We start from the raw sequence: 21,401 nt of genomic DNA, 5'->3' as shown, positions 1-21,401 counted from the left end.
TTCCACTCAAGTCGGGGCGCAGAGTTGTCAAAATTTCAAATTTGTCTTTTAAAAATTAATTTTTTTTGAGAAAGACAATTCAAAAACTGTCAACGGACAACAATCAACTGACAACTATTTTTTTCCCCCCAAAGCCAACAAATTCATAAACAATTTATAAGCGCTCGGAACGCCCGCCGGCAATTCCCGGAAAAACGATAAACCCGTGTAAACATATTTTCCTTTGCCATAATTCGCAACCATTAACATTCCTCTTTGCGGACTTTCGCCCGTATCATTTCCTTCCAAAAGTGGCGTAAAATTTTTGTCCCAGGAATCCGCAAAATACAATCCTCTTTCCTGAACCCAATTTTCCATATCGTTTCGCGTGATCTTATTCGGCACATTAAAAACAGGACTTTCCGGAACTAAAAATTTCAGTTTTGCATCTTCTTCTGAAATTCTATTTGATGTTAAATGAATGTCGTAAGGTGCAATTTCATTGGTTAAAAGTCCGCCATTTACATTGTACTGATTTAAAACCAAGCCGCCATTTTGCACAAATGTCCACAAATCTTTATTGATCAAACTCATTTCAGGTTTTGTATTATAAATTCTAATTCCTAAAATAATGACATCGTAATTTTGTAAAAGTGCAGCATTCCAGTTTTTCAGATCCAATTCATCAACCGTTAAACCAATCGCTCGCAAAGATTGCGGAATATCATCACCCGAACCTTTAATGTAAGCAATTTTCACATTTGGAATTTTTAGATCTAAATTGAGAATTTGTGCTTCTGCTTTTTTAAGTAAAATTTGTCGATTAATATGAGGATAATCGACCACATCCAAAGATTGATTGTAATTATTTCCCTGTGATTCAATGTTTGCGCTTAATGTAGAATTGGCATTTTTAGAAAGTGGTTCGATGGTAAAAACCACATTTTTCTTTTCACCAATTTCTGCAAAATTTATCGTTTGCGGTGCAGAAACTTTCCAGTCTTTATTGGTGTCAAGAGAAACTTTTGCCGTCGAATTTTTTACAAAACTTTCTACTTCAATGCTGATTTGTTTTGGTTGATTACTAAAAATATAATTGCCTTGTTCAAAATTGGCAACGAAAGCCGGAACATTATAAAAAGGTTCATAACGCTCTCCAATTGAAGGATTTACTGTTTTTTGTTGCAAAGGAATTTCAAAATTTATTTCCTCAGAACCAAACTTTATTATAATGTTTTTCGTAATTGGATTTAAAATTTCTGGCTGACCAATATTTTCCTGATCATTATCAACATATAAATTATGAACAGGTTTTTCATTTAACCAATATGGCGAAGAATAATTGTCATTATCAATTTTAAATTTTTCTGCGGTTTTAAAATCATCACCTGCTAAAATTTCCTGTGATGATTTTCCGGAAATCGATACAGAAAGATTTTTTGGACTTCTATTCGTCATTTCCAAATTAGTTGAAATTTCTTCGTCTTTTGTTCCAAAAGCATCTTTTGTTGTCCACTCAAAATAAATTCCCTGGGTTTTTAGAATTAAATCTTTTAACTGTGATAATTCTAATTTTTCAGCGGGATTATTTTTAAATAAATTATACAACTGAAGCAAATTATTTAAAGACAATTGCGGATTATTAAACTGATAATCTGAAATCAATCTGTTCATTTTATCCTTAATTTCTTTATTGTCAAAAGTCAACGGAATTCCGTCAAAAATATCTGTGTTTTTTGGTTTGTCGCCTTTTAAAAATTTTAAATATTCAATGTCATTTCCGCGTTGCAATGCCATTCCAAATCCCTGACTTGCGTGACTGCTTCGGCTTTTTGAGGAAATTTCATTATTAGAAATCCCAAGATTTTGGTAATAATTTCCGACGTTTATAGAGTAGAAATCACTTTTACTGGCTTTGTCAAAATCATCCTGGCTTTTGTAAAAAAACGAACCTGTATTCCAAAATAATCTTTTAGGCTGCCAGATTTTCACATATTTTAATTGTTCTGGAAAGGCATTTTTATCGCCAGCCAAATCAAATGCTTCCATTGCTAAAATTGCAGAAGAAGTGTGATGACCATGGGTTTGCCCATTTGAATTAGGATCAAAACGCGTGATAATTATTTCTGGTTTATTTTTTCGAATTGCCCAAACTACATCTGCTAAAACTTTTTGTTTGTCCCAAAGTTCCAGACTTTCCGTGGCAGTTTTAGAAAAGCCAAAATCATTTGCTCTTGTAAACCATTGTCTGCCTTTGTCAATCTTTCTTGCCTGCAGAAGTTCCTGAGTACGCATTAAACCTAACAATTCACCTTTTTCTGTGCCGACTAAATTTTGTCCGCCATCGCCTCTTGTTAAAGATAAATAAACTGCATCAACATGTTTTTCGTGTGTCAACCAGGAAATAACTTTCGTGTTTTCATCGTCCGGATGCGCTGCCAAATACATGACGGTCACATTATTTTGCAGACGAAGCATGTCGTCGTAAATTTCCGAGGAACTGTTTGAAACCGACTGTGCAGAAAATAAAAGTGCTGCAAAAAGACAAATTCCAAGAAGATATTTTATCATGTGTTAAAGATAAAAAGTTATTCTTAGAATTTGTAATATAAAAATTTCTTTTAGAGAATTAAAGTAAATGGTATTGCTAAAATTTTAATGCAAGAAACTTTCAATTAAAGGAAATAGTTTTTCCGGTTCCTCAACTTGTGGATTATGCCCGGATTTTTCAAACATCACGAATTTTGCCTGTGGGCAATATTCTTTATATTTCACCATCATTTCCGGGACAGCAACTCTGTCAAATCTTCCGCCATAAATTAAGACTGGCAATTTTAAATTTTTTAAATCTTTCCGAAAATCGAACGTTCCAATATCGCTTCCCACAATAAAATCGCCGTCTCTTCCGACCATTTGATAATACAATTTAGAATTGAAAGGATTTGGATAAGGTTTGCCGCCACGTCCTACAAATATATCTGGATTATAAGCATATAAAAAACCATAAGGTACTTTTCCGTAAATTTCCTGATGACTGGCGTCGCTGGAAACGGCGCCTTTTTCACGAATTACCATTAATTCTGCCCAGACTTCCGGGTAATTGGTTTTTATTTCATGGTTGGAATTATCATCATTTTTTTGCCACATTAAATAACTGTGAAATGTGTCTGCAAGATTCAAATGATTAACGTTTTGTGGATATTTTACAGCATAACCTTGTGCAACCAAACCGCCGTAAGAATGCCCCAGAACATTGATTTTGTTTAATTTTAATGCTTTCCTCAAACTTTCAATATCTTCGATGTCACGCGCCAAGGTATATTCCGTCACTACTTTTGCGGTATCGCTTTTTCCCCTGCCAAATCCGTCATAATAAATGATTTTATTGTCTTTTGCAATGGCGTCAAAAGCACGGTATTTAAGATGATTACCTCCCGGTCCGCCAGGAATTATGATCATCGGATCACCTTGCCCGACTTCTACCACATAGAGTTTTGCGCCGTTTACTTCGACATATTTTCCGTCTGTATAACTGCTTGGATGGTTTTATGCGAAACTAAATTTTACTAAGAAAAATGCGAAAAGAAAGATTAATTTTTTCATGTTTTAAATGTTTAAAAATGTTCTTTTCATCTTATTTAATGAACAGAAATTGTAAGTAAAAGTTCTAATTTTTCTATTTTAATAAAGTTGAACATTCAATTGGAAAATCGAAAATCGTTCTTACTAGCCGCGGGTGAAGTGGCATCCTTTTTTTGCTTACTAAGTCTTTTTTTTTAAAGAATAAATTTCCAGCAAAAAAAAGATATAACGGAACACGGGAACCATCTTCGGAAATATGAATTCTTGTCTTGCTCCTTATTTTTCTATTACACCTGAATCACGCCCAAATTAAATTTCTCCGTGATCGGCGAATGATCGGCCGCTTCAATTCCCATGGAGATCCATTTTCTGGTGTCGATTGGATTAATGATAGCGTCGGTCCAAAGTCTTGCGGCTGCGTAAGTGGCTTCGGTTTGCTTTTTATATTTCGCGGAAATTTCGTCTAAAAGTTTTTGACGGTCTTCATCGGTTAAGATTTTACCTTTCTTTTTTAAAGTCGATTCCTGGATTTGTGCTAAAACTTTCGCTGCCTGACTTCCGCCCATTACAGCCAAATCCGCCCATGGCCACGCCACTATTAATCGTGGATCATATGCTTTTCCGCACATCGCATAATTTCCGGCGCCATAAGAATTTCCTGTAATGATCGTAAATTTTGGAACAACAGAATTGGAAACGGCGTTCACCATTTTTGCGCCGTCTTTAATAATTCCACCTTGCTCAGATTTTGACCCAACCATAAAACCCGTCACATCTTGAAGGAAAACTAGAGGGATTTTTCTTTGGTTACAATTCGCAATAAATCGCGTTGCTTTGTCAGCAGAATCTGAATAAATAACGCCGCCAAACTGCATTTCGCCTTTGCCGTTTTTCACTAAAGTTCTTTGATTGGCGACAATTCCGACGGACCAACCGTCAATTCTTGCGGTCGCACAAATAATTGTTTTGCCATAATCTGCTTTGTATTCCTCAAATTCAGAATTATCAGTCAGGCATTTTAAAATTTCTTTTGTGTCATATTGCTCGTTTCTCAAAGCGGGCATAATCCCAAAAATATTTTCAATCTTCTCGTTTGGTTCTGCGCTTTCAATCCTATCAAATCCGGCTTTTTCAAAATCACCAAGAGATTTCATAATATTTTTAATTCTATTTAAAGCATCCGCATCATCTTTTGCTTTAAAATCTGTCACGCCGGAAACTTCACAATGCATTGTTGCACCACCAAGTGATTCATTATCAATAGATTCGCCAATTGCGGCTTTCACCAAATAACTTCCGGCAAGAAAAATTGAACCGGTTTTATCAACGATCATCGCTTCATCACTCATAATTGGCAAATAAGCGCCGCCTGCAACGCAACTTCCCATCACCGCAGAAATCTGGATAATTCCTGCCGCGCTCATCTTTGCATTATTTCTAAAAATCCTACCAAACATTTCTTTATCAGGAAAAATTTCATCCTGCATCGGCAAATAAACGCCTGCAGAATCTACCAAATAAATAATCGGCAAACGGTTTTCCATAGCAATTTCCTGCGCTCGTAAATTCTTCTTTCCTGTAATTGGAAACCATGCGCCTGCTTTCACGGAAGCGTCATTTGCAACTACCAGACATTGTCTGCCGGAAACATAGCCCATTTTCACCACAACGCCTGCTGCAGGACAACCGCCTTCTTCCTCATACATTTCAAAACCTGCAAAAGCGCCAATTTCTATAGAATCTTTTTTATCATCCAAAAGATAATCAACACGTTCACGAGCCGTCATTTTCCCTTCATCACGTTGTTTTTGCAGGCGTTTTTCGCCGCCGCATTTATTTATTTCTTTTAGCAAATAATTGATGTCCGACAATTTCTGCTTGTTGATATCTTCGCGTTTATTAAATTCTAAGTCCATAATAATATTTATGTTTTAAAGATAAGGATTTAATTGAAAAATGAAAAATTCTTTAATGCTTGAGTTATTTAAATATAATATTTTGACTTTTACGGCGTTATAAAATTAATAGTTTATCCTAAGTTTATTTTTTTAATAGTTGAGAATCCCGAGAATTACAAAGTTCTTGGGATTTTTAATTTATTGAGTTAATTTTGGAAAAAATATCTTTTGGCTAAAAAATTAATCTCCATCATTGGTTCTACTGGAATTGGCAAAACTTCTTTAGCAATAAAAGTGGCGAAATATTTTGAAACCGAAATTATTTCCTGCGATTCCCGCCAGTTTTTTAAAGAAATGAAAATCGGAACGGCTGTTCCTTCAGATGAAGAGCTAACTGAAGTTTCGCATCATTTTATTGGAAATCTTTCGGTGGAAGATTATTATTCGATTGGTCAATATGAAATTGACGCTTTAAAAAAAATTGACGAAATTTTCATTAAAAATGATTTCGCCGTTTTAGTTGGCGGAAGCGGAATGTATGAAAAAGCCGTCGTTGAAGGTTTAAATAATTTGCCGGAAGCCAATGAAGAAAACCAACAGAAATTAATGCAGATCTGGGAAACTGAAGGTTTAGAAAAATTGCAAAATATTTTAGAAAATTTAGATCCAGAATATTTTAAAATAGTTGACAAAGATAATCCACGCCGACTTTTGCGTGCGATAGATATTATCTGGCAAACTGGAAAAACTTACACAGAAAATATTAAAGAACATCAACCAAAACGAGATTTTGAAACTTTCAGAATTTGTTTGGATGCGCCGCGGGAAATTATTTACGACAGAATAAATCAGCGTGTTGATGTGATGCTGGAAAATGGTTTAGAAGCAGAAGTTAAAAATTTAGAAAAATTTAAAAATTTAGTGCCTTTACAAACCGTTGGTTATAAAGAATTGTTCAATTATTTTGATGGAATTTGGAATCTTGATTTTGCAATAGAAGAAATTAAGAAAAATAGCCGCCGTTACGCAAAAAGGCAAACGACCTGGAATAAAAAATTAGAAAACATTGAAGTTTTGCCCTACGATTATTCTTGGGAAGACGTTCTTAAAATCTTACCTTTGAAGTCTTAAATTAAACTTTTAAAAAATTAAACCATGTCTGATACCAATTCTAAAATGCTTCCTTTAGGCACAAAAGCACCGTTTTTTGAACTTCCAAATCCTTCAAAGAAAAATGAAGTTCAAACTTTAGAAGATCTTAAAGGTGAAAAAGGAACTTTGGTTATTTTTATGTGTAATCATTGCCCGTTTGTATTGAGCGTAATCGATCAGTTGGCCGAATTGTACGAAGATTACGGCGAAAATGGTATTGAATTTATTGCGATCAGTTCTAATAATGTTGAGAAATATCCTGAAGATTCACCAGAAAAAATGGCGGAATTTCAAGAAGATGAGGGTTTTAAATTTCCTTATTTGTATGATGAAAGTCAAAGTGTGGCGAAAGCATTTGACGCGGCTTGCACACCAGATTTTTTCTTTTTTGATGATAAATTAGACTTAATTTACCGCGGACAAATGGATGATTCCCGCCCGGGAAATCAGAAAGAAGTAACCGGCGAAGATTTAATAATTGCTTTTGAAAATCTTTTAGCAGGCGAATCTCAGGAAGAAGTTCAAAAACCAAGCATGGGTTGCGGCATTAAATGGAAATAAGATGTTGACATCTTTCTTTTAATAAAATATTTTTACGCTTTTACTTATAATTCATTTACTTTGTTAAATGAATTTTTTGTTTAAAGACGCTAGATTTTATATTTAAAAGTAACCAATGAAGAACATTTCGCTTAAAATCGCCTTATTTATCAACTATTTTGTTTTCGCCGCGCTTTTAAACAGTGTTGGGATTTTAATTTTAAAATCGCAAAATGTTTACGGTGTTTCAGAGAATTTAGCTGGGTGGCTTGATCCAGCAAAAGACATGACTATTGCTGTTGTGGCTTTTTTTGTTGGTTCACTTTTGCCCAAATTTGGTCATAAAAAAGGAATGTTGATCAGTTATATAATAGTTTTTGTAGGCTGTTTAACGATGTATTTTGCGGATTCTTTTTTCACTGTCGCTCTATTATTCGCATGTACCGGTTTTTCTTTTGCTATCATAAAAGTTTCAGTTTATACCTTAATTGGCGTTGTTGCGGAAACTGACAAAGCGCACAAATCCTTTATGAGTATCATAGAAAGTGTTTTTATGCTTGGGATTGTCTTTGCTTATATTGTTTTTCCCTTATTTAACAGTGAGACTGATCCGAAAGCGTGGTTGAATGTTTATCTGGTTTTAGCTGCATTAATTGCAGTAGTTTTTATATTCATTGCTTTTTCAAAATTTGATCTTCCGGCAGAAGTTCCAAGTTCGTTAAAAGAAGATGTAAACACGATGGGAAATCTTTTAAAAAGACCATTAATTATTTTATTCGCCGTTTTTGCGTTTATGTATGTCATGACAGAACAGGGAATTATGAGTTGGCTGCCGACTTTTAACCAAAAAACTCTTCATTTAAATGAAAGTCTGGCGAGTCAGATGGCTGTTATTTTAATGTTGTCGATCGCGATCGGGCGTTTTGTTTCGGGTTTTATTATTAAAAAAATCCATTGGTATATTTACCTTACGAGTTGTTTAGTAGCGGCTGCGCTTTTGGTCATTTTTGCTTTACCGTTGGCTTCTGGTTTAGCAGTAACAAATATTTCAACACTGGAAAATGTGCCTTTAATTGGATTTGTTTTCCCTTTAATTGGTCTTTTTTTAGCGCCAATTTATCCCATCATCAATTCTACTATTTTGAGTGCTACCGAAAAAATACATCATAGTGCTGTAGCAGGTTTGCTGACATTTTTCTCTGCTGTTGGTGGTAGTTTTGGTTCTGTGGTTATCGGCAGATTATTTCAGGTAGTTGGTGGTGATAAAGTATTTTATTTTGCGCTAATTCCTTTGACAATATTAATAGTGGTCCTATTTTTTATAAATAAAACAACTAAAAAGACAGAAATAAATGCAGACTAATTTTCATACAGAAGCTATTTTTGAATTGTTTGATGCCGTTCAAACCGCAGAACTTTTTGCTGACCAAAAAACTTTTTGTGACGCCATTCCTAAATTTGAAGTGGAAATAATTAATCAAAAATTCAGCACAGAAAAAAATCTTAAAAATTTTGATTTAAAAGATTTTGTTAATGCCAATTTTGATTTTAAAAATGAAGATCTTTTAGTTGAAATTGTAGAAAATTTGCCAATTGAAAAACATATTGATCAACTTTGGAAAGTTTTAACACGGGAAGCAAAAGACAATAAAAGTTCACTTTTAGCCTTACCAAAACCGTACATCGTTCCTGGCGGAAGGTTTAATGAATTTTTTTACTGGGACAGTTATTTCGTGATGCTTGGTCTGCAGGTTTCTGGCGAAAAAGAAATGGCAAAAAATATTGTTGATAATTGTGATTTTTTAATACAAACAATTGGTTTTGTGCCAAATGGAAACCGCACTTATTTTCTCAGTCGTTCGCAACCGCCGTACTTTTCACTGATGGTAGAATTGCTGGTTGAGATTTATGGTGATGAAAGTTTGTATGAAAAATATTTACCTTCCTTAATTAAAGAATATGATTTCTGGATGAACGGTTCCGATGAATTTTCTGAATCGAACGCGCATAAAAGAGTTGTAAAATTAAACAATGAAAATATTTTAAACAGATACAACGACACAGATAATTCACCGCGACCGGAAAGTTATTTAATTGATATTTTAGATAAAAAAAAGACAGAAAATCCTGATTTTTATAATGATGTCCGTTCGGCGTGTGAGTCTGGGTGGGATTTTTCAAGCCGTTGGTTTTCAGATCCACAAGATATTTCGACGATACAAACGCAATCTATTTTACCAATTGATTTGAATTGTTTACTTTTTCATTATGAAAAAACTTTAGAAAACTTTTTTAGCAAAACAGATATTGAAAAATCAGATTATTACAAATCAAAATCTGAAAAAAGAAAATCTGCCGTTCAAAAATACTTATACGACGAAAAAACTGGAGTATTTTCTGATTATAATTTTAAAGAAAATAAAATCTCAAAAAGCATAAGTGCGGCAATGGCTTATCCATTATTTCTAAATATTGCAACCGAAGATCAGGCGATAAATACTGCAAAAAACATCGAAAAGTTTCTCTTAAAAGATGGCGGAATTATCACAACCGACATTATTTCCGGTCAGCAATGGGACGCGCCAAATGCTTGGGCACCTTTGCAATGGATCTGTTTTAAAGGTTTGAAAAATTATGGATTCGATGATTTAGCCGATAAAATTAAAAATAATTGGTGCGAAAATGTGGAAAGAGTTTACGCAAATACCGGCAAATTAATGGAAAAGTATAACGCAATGGACACAAGCCAAAAAGCAGGCGGCGGCGAATATCCAAACCAAGATGGTTTTGGCTGGACGAATGGTGTTTATTTGAAAATGAAAAATTCTTAAATTTGCATATGGAATCATTTGAACCACAAAATTATTTAAGGAAATCTGTCATTTTTGGTTTGCCAATTTTAATGATCATTTTTTCTGTTTTGATACTAAAATCCAGAAGTTATTTAGCCAGACCAGATTTGATGTCTTTTGCAGTTACTTTTGATTTTTTATTTACAATCCCAATAATTTATTATTTTTTGATTCGAAGTACTAAAATTACAAAAAATTCAATATCAATTTTATTGACGTTAAATATTATTTTAGCAACAATTTTCATCTCTAATCAAAATCAATTTTATTTAAATTTTTTCAAAAAATGGTTTCTGCCTTTATTAGAAGTGATAATAATTGGAATTTTAGTATTTAAAGTAAGAAAAGGGATCCGCGATTTAAGTGAACCTGAAAACAGACATTTAGATTTTTTTAATATTTTAAAAAAGGTTGCGGAAAGTATTGTTCCAAAAAGTTTGGTGACACCGCTTTCAACAGAAATTGCAGTTTTTTATTACGGTTTTTTAAATTGGAAAAAACCGATTTTAAAGGAAAACGAATTCAGTTATCATAAAAAAAGTGCGATAATAGCGATTTTAAGTTCGATTATTTTTTTAACAATTACTGAAACATTTGTTGTGCATAAATTATTGGTCAAGTGGAATGATGCATTTGCATGGGTCATTACTGCGATAAGTATTTACACGATAATTCAAATTTTTGGCATTTTAAGAGCAATTCCAAAAAGACCAATTGCAGTCTTAAAAAATGGAATTTCAATAAAATATAGTTTTATAAGCGAAACTTTCGTGGAGTTTGAGAATATTCGAAATGTTGAAATGTATAATTCGGAGATTTTAAAAAAAGGTAACATAAAATATTTTTCACCTTTTGGGAAATTTGAAGGAAATAATATTAAAATTGAATTAATGAATGAACAAACTGTAGAAAGTTTTTACGGCATAAAAAGAAAATTAAATACTTTTGTTTTAAACGTTGACGATGAAAATGAATTTATAAAACAAGTGAAACTGTCTTTGCCAAAAACATAATTTTATTTTTAAAAGTTCAAAAAATATTTTAATCTATTTAAAAAAAGTATTAAAATCTCTTTCAAAACCTATACTAGTCGGATTTCCGTGACCATTAAAAACCTGGGTTTCGGCGTGTAAATTAAACATTTTCATTCTGATACTTTCTAAAAGTTGTGCGTGATCGCCTTTATACAAATCGGTTCTGCCAATGCTTCCTTCAAATAAAACATCACCTGAAATGATCAATTTTTGCGCTTCATTGTAAAATGCAATGTGTCCCGGCGAATGTCCCGGAAGATGCAAAACTTTCAATTCATCTTCATTTAAATTTAAAACATCATCTTCCTTCAAATAAAGAATTTCCCCGACGAAAGCTTTAAACTGAAAACCAAAACGCATCGCATCAATTGGATTTCTGTCTAAAATTTCCCTTTCGATTTCATGCAACATTACCGGAACTTGATATTCGTCAAAAGCCCATTGCACACCTAAAACGTGGTCAATATGAGCATGAGTCAATAAAATGTGTTCAACTTTCAGATCATTATCCTTAATAAAATGTTTTAAAATATTATTTTCCTCATCAGTGAAATTTCCAGGATCAATAATATAAGCGTTGTTAAACTCGTTATAAACGACATAAGTGTTTTCTGAAAAAGGATTAAAAGTGAAAGATTTTATCTGAAGCATTATATTAAAATTTAAAATACAAATCTAAACTTTTTTAAAAATTATCAAATTGTCAAATTGAAGAATTGTCACATTAAAAATCTTATCTTCGTTTTATGAAGTTTTTTCACATTTTTTTATGTTTTTTTTCTCTGTTGATTTTTGGACAGAATATCCAAAGTATTCAGCTTTTTAATCCAAAAACCAATGACGAAACGCCGATAATTGGTTTTAATGATCAATTAATTTTAAAATTTGATGATCTTACAAATTCAAGTCAGATTTACCGTTATACTTTTAAGCATTACGACAGAAACTGGGAAGATGACAACTTATTTTTCACAGAATTTGCAACCGGAACTTTGAATGCGCTCATCGATCAGTTTCAATATTCTTTTAATACGACTCAACCTTACACAAATTATACTTTAACTTTTCCCAACGATAAAATTCAGCCGAAAATTTCCGGAAATTTTGAAATTATTGTTTACAAAGATTCTGCGGATAAACCGTTATTTACAAAACGATTCTGCATTGTGGAAGACGGTGTAAATCTGGCTTTAAATATCACTCGTTTTCAGGATGCATCAAAACCAGATCTTAACCAAAGAGTCGAAGTGCAGGCAGTTTCTAATGGTAAGGATCTTTCTTCAAATTTAAATTCTATCAGTTTAAATGTCATTCAAAACAATAATTTTCAAAACGGCGTTTTCGACCAAAGACCGAGTTCGAGTTTGGGAAGCAAAGTTTTATTTCAACAGTTAAGTCTGGCTTTTCCGGGAAATAATGAGTTTTATTATTTTGATAATAAGAGCATCAATCAGGCTTTCGATCAAGTAGCAAATGTTGAGAATATTGACGGTAAAAATCAAACATTTCTGTTTCCGGTCTTTGCGTATCCATTAAATTATCAAAATCAAGGTGATGTAAATGGTGCTTTTTATTTCCGCAGAAATGATCTCGGAATTGAACGTAATGCCGACAAAGAAGCTGATTATTCCTGGGTTTATTTTAATCTGGATGCTGATAAAACGGATAAACAACTTTATGTTTTGGGTCAGTTCAACGATTATATTCCCAACGAAAAAAGCGAAATGTTTTATGATGCTGCTAATAAAAGATATACGGCGAAAATTTATTTAAAACAAGGATTTTACAACTATCTTTTAGCTACAAAAGATGAGTCGGGATTATTAAATTTAGGCGAAATAAACGGTAATTTTTGGCAAACTGAAAATCTTTATCAGGCCTTTTTATACTACAAACCTTTCGGCAGAAATTACGACGGACTGATTGGTTACGGGGAAACCAGAAGAGCCGTTCGGTAGAAATTAAACCAAATAAAACTCATTTATTTTTTCCATACAAAGTGTTTTTACAACTTCGATCCAGCGGTCTTCATCGTTCAAACACGGAATATAATTAAAAGTTTCGCCGCCTGCTTCCTCGAAAATTTCTTTGCCTTCCACGGAAATTTCCTCTAATGTTTCAAGACAATCGGAAACAAAAGCCGGACAAACGACCGCTAAATTTTTAATTCCTTTTTTTGGCAATTCTTCTAAAGTAGCGTCGGTGTATGGTTCCATCCACTTATCTTTTCCCAAACGTGATTGAAAAGTCACTAAAACTTTTTCTTTTGGTAAACCTAATTTTTCGATCACTTTTTCCGTCACTTTAAAACACTGGTGTCTGTAGCAAAACTGATGACTCGGGTTTTCCGCGCGTGAACAGCAATCCGTTAAATTACAGGTATTTGTAGGGTCAGTTTTATAAATATGACGCTCCGGAACGCCATGATATGAAAATTGCAAAGCATCAAAATTTTCCGGTAATTTCTCACGGATACTTTCTGCCAAGCAGTCAATATAAATTTCCCGATTATAAAAAGGTTCTATATAATTGATCTTAATATCTTGAAAATATTTTTTGCGAACTTCTTCTGCTTTATCGATCACAGTTTCCGTCGTGCTCATCGCATATTGCGGATAAAGAGGGAATAAAACAATTTCTGTCACTCCTTGTTCAGTTAGTTTTCTGATTCCTGCTTCAATGCTTGGTTGCGCGTAACGCATCCCGATTTCCACTGGAACATCCACTATTTTTTGAAGTTTTTCCTGAATTTTTTGGGTGAAAACAATTAATGGTGAACCTTCCGGCGTCCAAACAGTTTTATAAGCTTCAGCCGATTTTTTTGGTCTGGTATTCAAAATAATTCCCTGCACCAAAAGCGAGCGGAAAAACCAGGGATAATCGATCACTTTTTCGTCCATCAAAAATTCATCAAGATATTCACGCACATCTTCTGTTTTGGTAGATCTTGGCGAGCCGAGATTAACGAGTAAAATTCCTTTTTTAGACAAAATATTTATTTTTTTTGGGCGCCTTTATCCGTCTTCCACTCCCGCTTTTTTGTTCCGCTTCGCTTCACAAAAAGAGCTCCGTTCAAGCCGGGGCGCAAATTATATTTTTTAATTTAATGATTTTATAATAATTAAAGTAAATTTTATCTTCAATCATTAATCATTATTTTTAGCCATTTACAGCTTCCACGTGTTCTACAACTTCCGGTAAAAACTGTTTCAAAATATTTTCAATTCCACCTTTTAGAGTGGCTGTTGAAGAAGGACAGCTAGAACACGCACCTTGTAAAAGCATTTTTGCTGTTTTACTTTCTGCAACGTATTCTATTAAAGAGATTTTTCCACCATCGTTTTCAACTGCCGGCGAAACATATTCATTTAAAATATCTGAAATTTTTTGCTCGGTTTCAGTATAATCTCTTTCAATTAAATTTTCAACCGGTTTTTCGTGAGACTGAGGTTTTGCATGAGAAACAGTTTTTCCTTCCTGCAAAAAATCTGAAATTAACGCGCGAACCGCAACCATTACTTCATGCCATTGTACAGTTTCATCTTTCGTAACTGCTACAAAATTATCAGAGATAAAAACTTCTTTTACAAAATCAAATTCATTATAAAGCGCTTCAGCTAAAGGCACAACAACAGAACTTTCCTTTGTTTTAACTTCCACAAAACCTTCCATCAAAAATCTGTTTGAAACAAATTTCATCACATTTGGGTTTGGTGTCATTTCAGAATAAACCTGAAAAAGTTCACGCTTTTTTTGCTGATAAATTCTTGGATTTGCCAAAAGTTCATCTTCAATAATATTTTTTAAACCTTCGATCACATGTTCCCATTCCACAGAATCCTGTTTTGCGATGGCGATAAAGTTAGCTGTAATAAAGATCTTTTCTACAAATGGAAATTTAAAAAGTTCTTTTGCTAAAGGTATTTCTGAAAGATCAGAATCTCTGTCAAGTTCCACAGAACCGGGAATTAGAGTGTAATCCGTCACAAATTTCATTACTTTTTTGTTTTCGGTAGGCTCTATTAATATTTGCTGCATTTTATTTTTTAAATTTACTTTACAAAAATACGCATTCAAAGTTAGAAGATTTAGATTGTCAGTAGATTTTTTAAATGATATATATTGCGTAATTTAGTTTCAAACTTTTACAGAATTTTTAATTAAAAAAAACAAAATGGCTTTTATAAGAGAGGTTTTAGGACACACACCAATAATTGGAGAAAATACTTTTTTAGCCGAAACTGCAGTGGTAATTGGCAATATCGAAATGGGAAAAGATTGCAGTGTTTGGTACAATGCCGTGATTCGCGGCGATGTCAATTTTATAAAAATGGGAGATAGAGTAAATGTTCAGGATAACGTTATGTTGCACTGTACATTCGAGAAATTTCCTTTGATAATTGGCAATAATGTGTCGATAGGTCACAACGCAATTGTTCACGGCTGTACGGTAAAAGACAATGTTTTGATAGGAATGGGCGCCATTGTGATGGACGATTGTTTGATTGAAGAAAATTCAATTATTGGCGCAGGTTCAGTTGTCACCCAAGGTACGAGAGTTAGATCTGGTGAAGTTTGGGCAGGAAGTCCGGCAAGAAAATTAAAAGATATTTCAGCAGAACTTTTGGAAGGCGAAGTGGAAAGAATTGCAAATAATTATGTGAAATATTCAAGTTGGTATAAATAAGTTCTCACCTCAAAAGAGAAATCTTAATTTTTAGAGAAAAAAAAGTAAAATCAAATTTACTTGGCACAAGTTTCGTGGCAAAATTTTTAAACTTATTTATGAATAAACTAAAACTCACCTGGAAACTTTTTAAAACAACTTACAACGATTGGTCAGGAAGTCCAGCGATGAAAGAAAGTGCTGGTATAGCCTATTTCGCGCTGTTTTCTATTCCTGGATTATTGATAATTATAACCTGGGTTGCAGGTATTTTTTTCGGCGACGAAGCCGTTAATGGACAAATTCAAAGTAGTATTAGCGGTTTTATGGGTCCGGATATTGCCAAAAGTATTCAGGAAATGGTGGCGAGCGCAGTTTTAGACAATACCAATATTTTGATGAAAATTATTGGAATAGGTTCTTTAGTTTTTGGTGCGACAACTTTATTTTTTCAGATGCAGCGTACTTTAAATCAACTTTGGGATGTTGAATCCGCGCCCAAAAAAGCCTTTCAACAATATCTTTTAGATCGAGCCAATTCCTTGGGAATGATCGTTATGATCGCATTTTTGCTTTTGGTCAGTTTGATTTTATCTTCGATTATTGGCGTTGCGAATAATTGGTTTACAAAATTTTTCGGCCTTGAAACTTTTGTCTTGATGAAAGTAATTTACTGGCTTATAAGTTTTGGAATTATCTGGTTGCTTTTTGCCATTATGTTCAAAGTTTTACCTGATCTTCAAATACAATGGAAATCAGTTTGGATGGGCGCTTTCGTAACTGCAATTTTATTTAATTTAGGGAAATTGTTATTAACATATTACTTCGAAGTTTCAAATCCAGCTTCTCTTTTTGGCGCCGCAGGAAGCGTAATTTTATTAATGGTGTGGATCAATTATTCCTGTCAGTTAATATTTTTCGGCGCAGAGTTTACCAAAGTTTACGCTCAGGAAATGGGTCACAAAATAAAGCCATCAAAACACGCAAAATGGATCGCTTCGAAAGTACTTCGTCAACAGGAATTAGACAAAGCAGAGAAATCTTTGACTCAGGAAGTATTAAATTAGACTAAATTTTCAATTTTTTAGATCTCATTTCCTATTTTTGTAGAAATGAATGATTCTCTATTTGATTTACTTGAATTTACCAACCGAAGCATTTTTCTCACCGGAAAAGCAGGAACAGGAAAGACCACTTTTCTGAATGATTTTGTTAAAAAAACTCAGAAAAAACACATTGTAGTTGCGCCTACAGGAATTGCCGCAATCAACGCAGGTGGCGTTACCATTCATTCTATGTTCAGTTTGCCTTTGCGGACTTTTCTTCCAACTACGGAAAGAATTGACACCAATTACGCGATGAATATTGCGGATTTAATGCCGCATTTCAAATACAGAAAAGATAAATTAAAACTTCTTCGTGAAATAGAAATCATTATTATTGATGAGGTTTCAATGTTGCGCGCAGATGTTTTAGATATGATGGACTTTTCTTTAAGATCTGTTCGCAGGAATCCACAGAAATTTGGTGGCGTTCAGATGCTTTTTATTGGTGATCTCTACCAACTTCCGCCGGTTGTTCGTGATGAGCATATTCTGAAAAAATTATATAATTCCCCGTTCTTTTTTGAAAGTTTAGCGATCAAAGAATTGCCGTTTATCACAATTGAATTAGAAAAAGTTTACAGACAAACGGATGAAGATTTTTTAGCAATTTTAAATGCAATCCGTGACGGCGACAAAAGGGATATAGATTTTGAAAAATTAAACGAACGCTATATTCCGGATTTTGATCCTAAAGAAGAATCTTATGTTTATTTGACGTCGCACAATAAAATGGCAGATGAAATAAACCGCAAAAAAATTCAGGATCTAAAAACAAAATTATACAAATACGAGGCAAAAATCACGGGTGATTTTAAAGAAAACCAGCATCCAAACGAAGTGGTTTTAGAATTGAAGGTTGGCGCGCAAGTTATGTTCATTCGAAATGATGCAACTGAAAAACGTTATTTTAATGGAAAATTAGCAGAAATCATTTATCTGGACGAAGAAGAAGTGCAGGTTGTTTTAGACGGAAGTGACGTTGAAATTACCTTGAAAAAAGAAGTTTGGGAGCAGAAGAGATACAGTTTGGACGGTCAAAAAAACATTCAGGAAGAAGTTTTGGGCAGTTTTGAGCAGTTTCCAATTCGTTTGGCTTGGGCGGTTACCATTCATAAATCTCAAGGTTTGACATTTGACAGATTGATTATAGACGCCGGAAAAAGTTTTGCTTCCGGACAGGTTTACGTTGCTTTGTCACGTTGCCGGACTTTAGAAGGCATTGTTTTAAAATCTAAAATCACGCCCGATGTTATTTTCAGCGATCCGAGAATTTCGGTTTTTCAAGGCGAAACAAATGCAAATGATCAATTAGAAACAATTTTAAGCGCAGAAAAATTTGATTACAGCATTAAAAAAGTTTTGAGATACACGGATTGTCGTTGGTTTCAGGAATCCCTAAATTCCTGGAATATTTCTGCGCAGGAAAGTAAATTTTTAGATAAAGCAAAAGCCAAAGAACTTCATTCAAAATTGAAAATTGACGTTGATAATTTGATTCAGGTTTACGATAAATTTGAAAAAATTCTGCTTCACAAATCACATCAATTTTCTATAAATAAAATTGAATGGCAGGAAATTGAAGATAAATCTGTGGGAGCGGTGAATTTCTTTTTTAAAAATATCAATGAGAAAATTTTTGCTGATTTAAAAGAATTTTATTCTGAAACGAAATCAATGAAAGGTTTGAAATCCTACAATGAAGATTTGCGAACTTTTATTGATGATCTTGAAGATTATCTAAAAGGTTTACGCGATGTGAAATTGCTGGAAAAGTATTTATTTGATTCTAAAAATAATGTTGAGATTTCCACAAAAATTATAAAAGTGCCATCACATATTTTAAGTTTTAAATTATTTGAAGAAGGAAAAACAATCCCTGAAATTTCCAAGGAACGTGGTTTGGTTACGGAAACGATTTATGGACATTTAGCACGTTTTGCCGAACAAGGCGTTTTGGATGTAAAACGGATTTTTGCCAAAGAAAAAATTAAAATCTTTGAAGATAGTTTCAATAAAAATTCTTTTGAATCTTTAAACGACTGGAAACGGGAATTGCCAAATGATTTTGAGTTTAATGAAATCCGATTGTTGCTCAATCATTTTACTTATTTAAAGGAAAAGGAAAATGCATAATTTTTACCGCAAAGTCGCAGGAGTATGATTTTTAGGCAAAAAATATATATTTTTATTACTTTGTCATTCTGACGAAGGAAGAATCTTCAGTAAATAAAGATTCTTCACTTCACTTTTTTTCGTTCAGCATGACAAAAATCAAAATTACCGCTGCAATTTCTCACCATAACTTAAATCACCTGCGTCGCCTAAACCTGGCGTGATATAACCTTTTGAAGTTAATTTTTCATCAATTACCGCGATCCAAAGTTTCGCATTTGGATAAGCATTTTGAATGGTTTCTACACCTTGTTGGCTTGCAATTGCGGCAACAATGTGCATTTCTGTTGGTTTTCCGTGGTTTAATAAGTCTTTGATTGCTTCAATTAAACTTGCGCCGGTTGCAAGCATTGGATCTGCGACGATTAAAGGTCTCCCGTTTAAGTCGGGACAAGTCAAGTAATCTTGTTTGATGCTAAAATAATCATTCGCGTCGTGTTTTCTGTAAGCCGCCACAAATCCGCAATCTGCTTTATCAAAATAATTTAATAAACCTTGAAACATTGGAACGCCGGCGCGTAAAATCGTTGTAATAACGGGTTGAACCGCAATTTCTTGAGAAGTGATTTTTTCTAAAGGTGTGGTGATTTCTACCGTTTTTTGTTCTAAAGTTTTGCTGATCTCAAACGCTGCAATTTCCCCAATTCTTTCCATGTTTCTGCGGAATTTCATTCTGTCCTGTTGAACATCGACGTTTCGCAGGTCGTTGATCCAGGAATTTACGAGGGAAAATTGTTTGGAAAGTATCGTTATCATCGGATTATTTTAGACTGCGAATTTCGGAAAAAGATTTTAAACTTTAAATGTTTGATTTTGTGAGAAGTCGGACAAAAAAATACATTTCAATTTAGCCCCGATTGAAGGGAAAATCCTTTTTTTTTTGTTAAAAACTTTCGTTTTAAAAGCAACTTTACTAAAAAAAAGATTGGAATGAAAGCGGGTTTTATTTTGGATAAAAGCACAAAACTTCTTGCTCCAAAAAAAACCTCCAGAAAATCTGAAGGTTTAATATTATTTTAAAATTTTTATTTCTGTCTAAAATAAATTTCAATCGGAACTCCGGTGAAACCAAATTCTTTTCGCAATTGGTTTTCAGTAAATCTTTTATACGCTTCTTTTACGTATTGTGGCAGATTGCAGAAAAATACAAACTGCGGCGACGGCGTCGGCAATTGCACGCAATATTTAATTTTAATATATTTTCCTTTATTGGCCGGCGGTGGCGTTCTTTCGAAAATTGGCAACATGACTTCGTTTAATTTTGAAGTTTTGATACGTTTTTTACGGTCTTCGTAAACTTCCATTGCCACTTCAACGGCTTTTAAAATACGTTGTTTGGTCAAAGCAGAAACAAATAAAATTGGAATATCTGTAAACTGACCGATTCTGTCTTTGATCTTTTCTTCAAAGTCACGCATCATATTTGTGGTTTTATCTTCCACTAAATCCCATTTATTAATCAAAATGACGATGCCTTTTCTGTTTTTCTGAGCCAAACCAAAAATGTTCATATCCTGACTTTCCCAACCTTGCGTGGCGTCAACCATGATAATGACAACGTCAGAATATTCTATGGAACGGATGGCACGCATCACGGAATAAAATTCTAAATCTTCTTTTACTTTGGCTTTACGACGCATTCCAGCGGTATCAACCAAGACAAATTCATGTCCGAATTTGTTATATAAAGTTTGAATACTATCGCGGGTTGTTCCAGCAATGTCAGTTACAATATTTCTTTCATCATCCAAAAGCGCGTTTGTCATCGTAGATTTCCCCACATTTGGACGACCAGCGATCGTGATTTTTGGTAAACCTTCAAAAGGATCTTTGTATTCTGTGGTTGGAAAATCTTTTACAACCTGATCTAATAATTCACCAGTTCCGGAACCACTTGCGGAAGATAACGTGAAATAACTGTCAACGCCTAATTGGTAAAATTCTGTAGCAGCGAGTTCTTCTTTATTCGTATCAACTTTATTGATGACCAAATAAATTGGTTTGTTGGATTTTCTTAAAAGATGAAAAATTTCTTCGTCAGTTTCCACTAAACCTTCGTCAACATTTACCATGAAAATAATGGAAGTGGCTTCTTCGACTGCCAATGCAACCTGTTTGCGGATTTCTATTTCAAAAACATCTTCTGTTCCGATATCGTAACCTCCGGTATCAATTACCGTAAAATCCACACCGTTCCAGTCAGATTTCCCGTAATGACGGTCTCTGGTAACGCCTGCTTCGGAATCTACAATGGCTTCTCTACGTTCTAAAAGTCTGTTGAATAAGGTTGATTTACCCACGTTTGGGCGGCCGACAATGGCTACAATGTTTGACATAAATTTTGTTTAATAATGTAATTATTAATGGGTTACTCCAGGTATTGAAGCCCAAAAATTTTTGCAAAGGTAAGGTTTAATTTG

Annotated in this window: 17 protein-coding genes; 9 read left to right on the top strand and 8 right to left on the bottom strand. The window is 33.8% G+C overall.

All coding sequences use genetic code 11. From position 1 onward, the window contains the following. Positions 1-114: 114 nt before the first annotated feature. The 3 genes from BM238_RS08285 to BM238_RS08275 form a co-directional block, all read right to left on the bottom strand. The gene (locus tag BM238_RS08285; RefSeq protein WP_090079722.1) at positions 115-2,550 is read right to left on the bottom strand and encodes a PIG-L family deacetylase; all 2,436 of its coding nucleotides are present in this window, start codon (positions 2,548-2,550) and stop codon (positions 115-117) included. Between the two features lie 84 nt (positions 2,551-2,634). After that, a complete protein-coding gene (locus BM238_RS08280; RefSeq protein WP_090079721.1) occupies positions 2,635-3,465 on the bottom strand; it encodes an alpha/beta fold hydrolase in 831 nt (276 codons plus the stop codon). 383 nt (positions 3,466-3,848) lie between these two features. Next, complete coding sequence (locus BM238_RS08275) at positions 3,849-5,477, bottom strand: acyl-CoA carboxylase subunit beta (protein WP_090079720.1); 1,629 nt, start codon at positions 5,475-5,477, stop codon at positions 3,849-3,851. 210 nt (positions 5,478-5,687) lie between these two features. Here BM238_RS08275 and miaA point away from each other — a divergent pair, with 210 nt between their 5' ends. From miaA to BM238_RS08250, 5 genes are all read left to right on the top strand, one after another. Next, positions 5,688-6,590: a tRNA (adenosine(37)-N6)-dimethylallyltransferase MiaA gene (gene miaA, locus BM238_RS08270; RefSeq protein ID WP_090079719.1), complete on the top strand. Its 903-nt coding sequence runs from the start codon at positions 5,688-5,690 to the stop codon at positions 6,588-6,590. Positions 6,591-6,614: 24 nt separating this feature from the next. Next, positions 6,615-7,172: a thioredoxin family protein gene (locus tag BM238_RS08265; protein ID WP_090079718.1), complete on the top strand. Its 558-nt coding sequence runs from the start codon at positions 6,615-6,617 to the stop codon at positions 7,170-7,172. Between the two features lie 115 nt (positions 7,173-7,287). Then, entirely contained in the window at positions 7,288-8,514 is a 1,227-nt protein-coding gene (locus tag BM238_RS08260; protein WP_090079717.1) for an MFS transporter, read from the top strand. Continuing rightward, on the top strand, positions 8,504-9,982 hold the full coding sequence (gene treF, locus BM238_RS08255) for an alpha,alpha-trehalase TreF (protein WP_090079716.1): 1,479 nt from the start codon (positions 8,504-8,506) through the stop codon (positions 9,980-9,982). The genes BM238_RS08260 and treF overlap by 11 nt, the downstream gene beginning before the upstream one ends. A gap of 8 nt (positions 9,983-9,990) precedes the next feature. Then, positions 9,991-11,016, top strand: a complete 1,026-nt coding sequence (locus tag BM238_RS08250) for a hypothetical protein (RefSeq protein ID WP_090079715.1) — start codon at positions 9,991-9,993, stop codon at positions 11,014-11,016. A 33-nt stretch (positions 11,017-11,049) separates the two neighbouring features. Here the strand turns inward: BM238_RS08250 and BM238_RS08245 are convergent, their stop codons facing one another. Beyond that, a complete protein-coding gene (locus tag BM238_RS08245) occupies positions 11,050-11,688 on the bottom strand; it encodes an MBL fold metallo-hydrolase (protein WP_090079714.1) in 639 nt (212 codons plus the stop codon). Between the two features lie 95 nt (positions 11,689-11,783). On the opposite strand from BM238_RS08245, the gene BM238_RS08240 reads away from it, so the two are divergent. Beyond that, positions 11,784-12,995, top strand: a complete 1,212-nt coding sequence (locus BM238_RS08240; protein ID WP_090079713.1) for a type IX secretion system plug protein — start codon at positions 11,784-11,786, stop codon at positions 12,993-12,995. A 3-nt stretch (positions 12,996-12,998) separates the two neighbouring features. Here BM238_RS08240 and hemH read toward each other — a convergent pair whose 3' ends face one another. Continuing rightward, the gene (gene hemH, locus BM238_RS08235; protein ID WP_090079712.1) at positions 12,999-14,027 is read right to left on the bottom strand and encodes a ferrochelatase; all 1,029 of its coding nucleotides are present in this window, start codon (positions 14,025-14,027) and stop codon (positions 12,999-13,001) included. A 169-nt stretch (positions 14,028-14,196) separates the two neighbouring features. Continuing rightward, positions 14,197-15,075: a NifU family protein gene (locus BM238_RS08230; protein ID WP_090079711.1), complete on the bottom strand. Its 879-nt coding sequence runs from the start codon at positions 15,073-15,075 to the stop codon at positions 14,197-14,199. Between the two features lie 136 nt (positions 15,076-15,211). Here BM238_RS08230 and BM238_RS08225 point away from each other — a divergent pair, with 136 nt between their 5' ends. The 3 genes from BM238_RS08225 to BM238_RS08215 all read left to right on the top strand — a co-directional run bounded on the left by BM238_RS08225 (position 15,212) and on the right by BM238_RS08215 (position 18,942). Beyond that, on the top strand, positions 15,212-15,724 hold the full coding sequence (locus tag BM238_RS08225) for a gamma carbonic anhydrase family protein (RefSeq protein WP_090079710.1): 513 nt from the start codon (positions 15,212-15,214) through the stop codon (positions 15,722-15,724). A 98-nt stretch (positions 15,725-15,822) separates the two neighbouring features. Continuing rightward, complete coding sequence (locus BM238_RS08220; RefSeq protein ID WP_090079709.1) at positions 15,823-16,770, top strand: YihY/virulence factor BrkB family protein; 948 nt, start codon at positions 15,823-15,825, stop codon at positions 16,768-16,770. Between the two features lie 45 nt (positions 16,771-16,815). Then, positions 16,816-18,942 carry a helix-turn-helix domain-containing protein gene (locus BM238_RS08215; RefSeq protein ID WP_090079708.1) on the top strand — a complete coding sequence of 709 codons (2,127 nt, stop codon included), beginning with the start codon at positions 16,816-16,818 and terminating at the stop codon, positions 18,940-18,942. A gap of 144 nt (positions 18,943-19,086) precedes the next feature. On the opposite strand, the gene upp is transcribed toward BM238_RS08215, so the two are convergent. Continuing rightward, the gene (gene upp, locus BM238_RS08210; RefSeq protein WP_090079707.1) at positions 19,087-19,737 is read right to left on the bottom strand and encodes a uracil phosphoribosyltransferase; all 651 of its coding nucleotides are present in this window, start codon (positions 19,735-19,737) and stop codon (positions 19,087-19,089) included. A 269-nt stretch (positions 19,738-20,006) separates the two neighbouring features. After that, complete coding sequence (der, locus tag BM238_RS08205) at positions 20,007-21,317, bottom strand: ribosome biogenesis GTPase Der (RefSeq protein ID WP_090079706.1); 1,311 nt, start codon at positions 21,315-21,317, stop codon at positions 20,007-20,009. Positions 21,318-21,401 lie beyond the last annotated feature (84 nt).

This window comes from Halpernia frigidisoli (genome assembly GCF_900113805.1).
Classification (GTDB): Bacteria; Bacteroidota; Bacteroidia; order Flavobacteriales; family Weeksellaceae; genus Halpernia; species Halpernia frigidisoli.
Note: the sequence above shows the minus strand (reverse complement) of the source record. Positions and strands in the feature narration are given on the sequence as shown.

What these genes read in the sequence shown, in the direction of transcription:
- BM238_RS08215 (WP_090079708.1), top strand. Translation starts at nt 16,816, where the DNA reads ATGAATGATTCTCTATTTGATTTACTTGAATTTACCAACCGAAGCATT.
- BM238_RS08225 (WP_090079710.1), top strand. Translation starts at nt 15,212, where the DNA reads ATGGCTTTTATAAGAGAGGTTTTAGGACACACACCAATAATTGGAGAA.
- BM238_RS08265 (WP_090079718.1), top strand. Translation starts at nt 6,615, where the DNA reads ATGTCTGATACCAATTCTAAAATGCTTCCTTTAGGCACAAAAGCACCG.
- treF (WP_090079716.1), top strand. Translation starts at nt 8,504, where the DNA reads ATGCAGACTAATTTTCATACAGAAGCTATTTTTGAATTGTTTGATGCC.
- BM238_RS08240 (WP_090079713.1), top strand. Translation starts at nt 11,784, where the DNA reads ATGAAGTTTTTTCACATTTTTTTATGTTTTTTTTCTCTGTTGATTTTT.
- BM238_RS08245 (WP_090079714.1), bottom strand. Translation starts at nt 11,688, where the DNA reads ATGCTTCAGATAAAATCTTTCACTTTTAATCCTTTTTCAGAAAACACT.
- BM238_RS08230 (WP_090079711.1), bottom strand. Translation starts at nt 15,075, where the DNA reads ATGCAGCAAATATTAATAGAGCCTACCGAAAACAAAAAAGTAATGAAA.
- BM238_RS08275 (WP_090079720.1), bottom strand. Translation starts at nt 5,477, where the DNA reads ATGGACTTAGAATTTAATAAACGCGAAGATATCAACAAGCAGAAATTG.
- BM238_RS08220 (WP_090079709.1), top strand. Translation starts at nt 15,823, where the DNA reads ATGAATAAACTAAAACTCACCTGGAAACTTTTTAAAACAACTTACAAC.
- upp (WP_090079707.1), bottom strand. Translation starts at nt 19,737, where the DNA reads ATGATAACGATACTTTCCAAACAATTTTCCCTCGTAAATTCCTGGATC.
- der (WP_090079706.1), bottom strand. Translation starts at nt 21,317, where the DNA reads ATGTCAAACATTGTAGCCATTGTCGGCCGCCCAAACGTGGGTAAATCA.
- BM238_RS08260 (WP_090079717.1), top strand. Translation starts at nt 7,288, where the DNA reads ATGAAGAACATTTCGCTTAAAATCGCCTTATTTATCAACTATTTTGTT.
- BM238_RS08285 (WP_090079722.1), bottom strand. Translation starts at nt 2,550, where the DNA reads ATGATAAAATATCTTCTTGGAATTTGTCTTTTTGCAGCACTTTTATTT.
- BM238_RS08250 (WP_090079715.1), top strand. Translation starts at nt 9,991, where the DNA reads ATGGAATCATTTGAACCACAAAATTATTTAAGGAAATCTGTCATTTTT.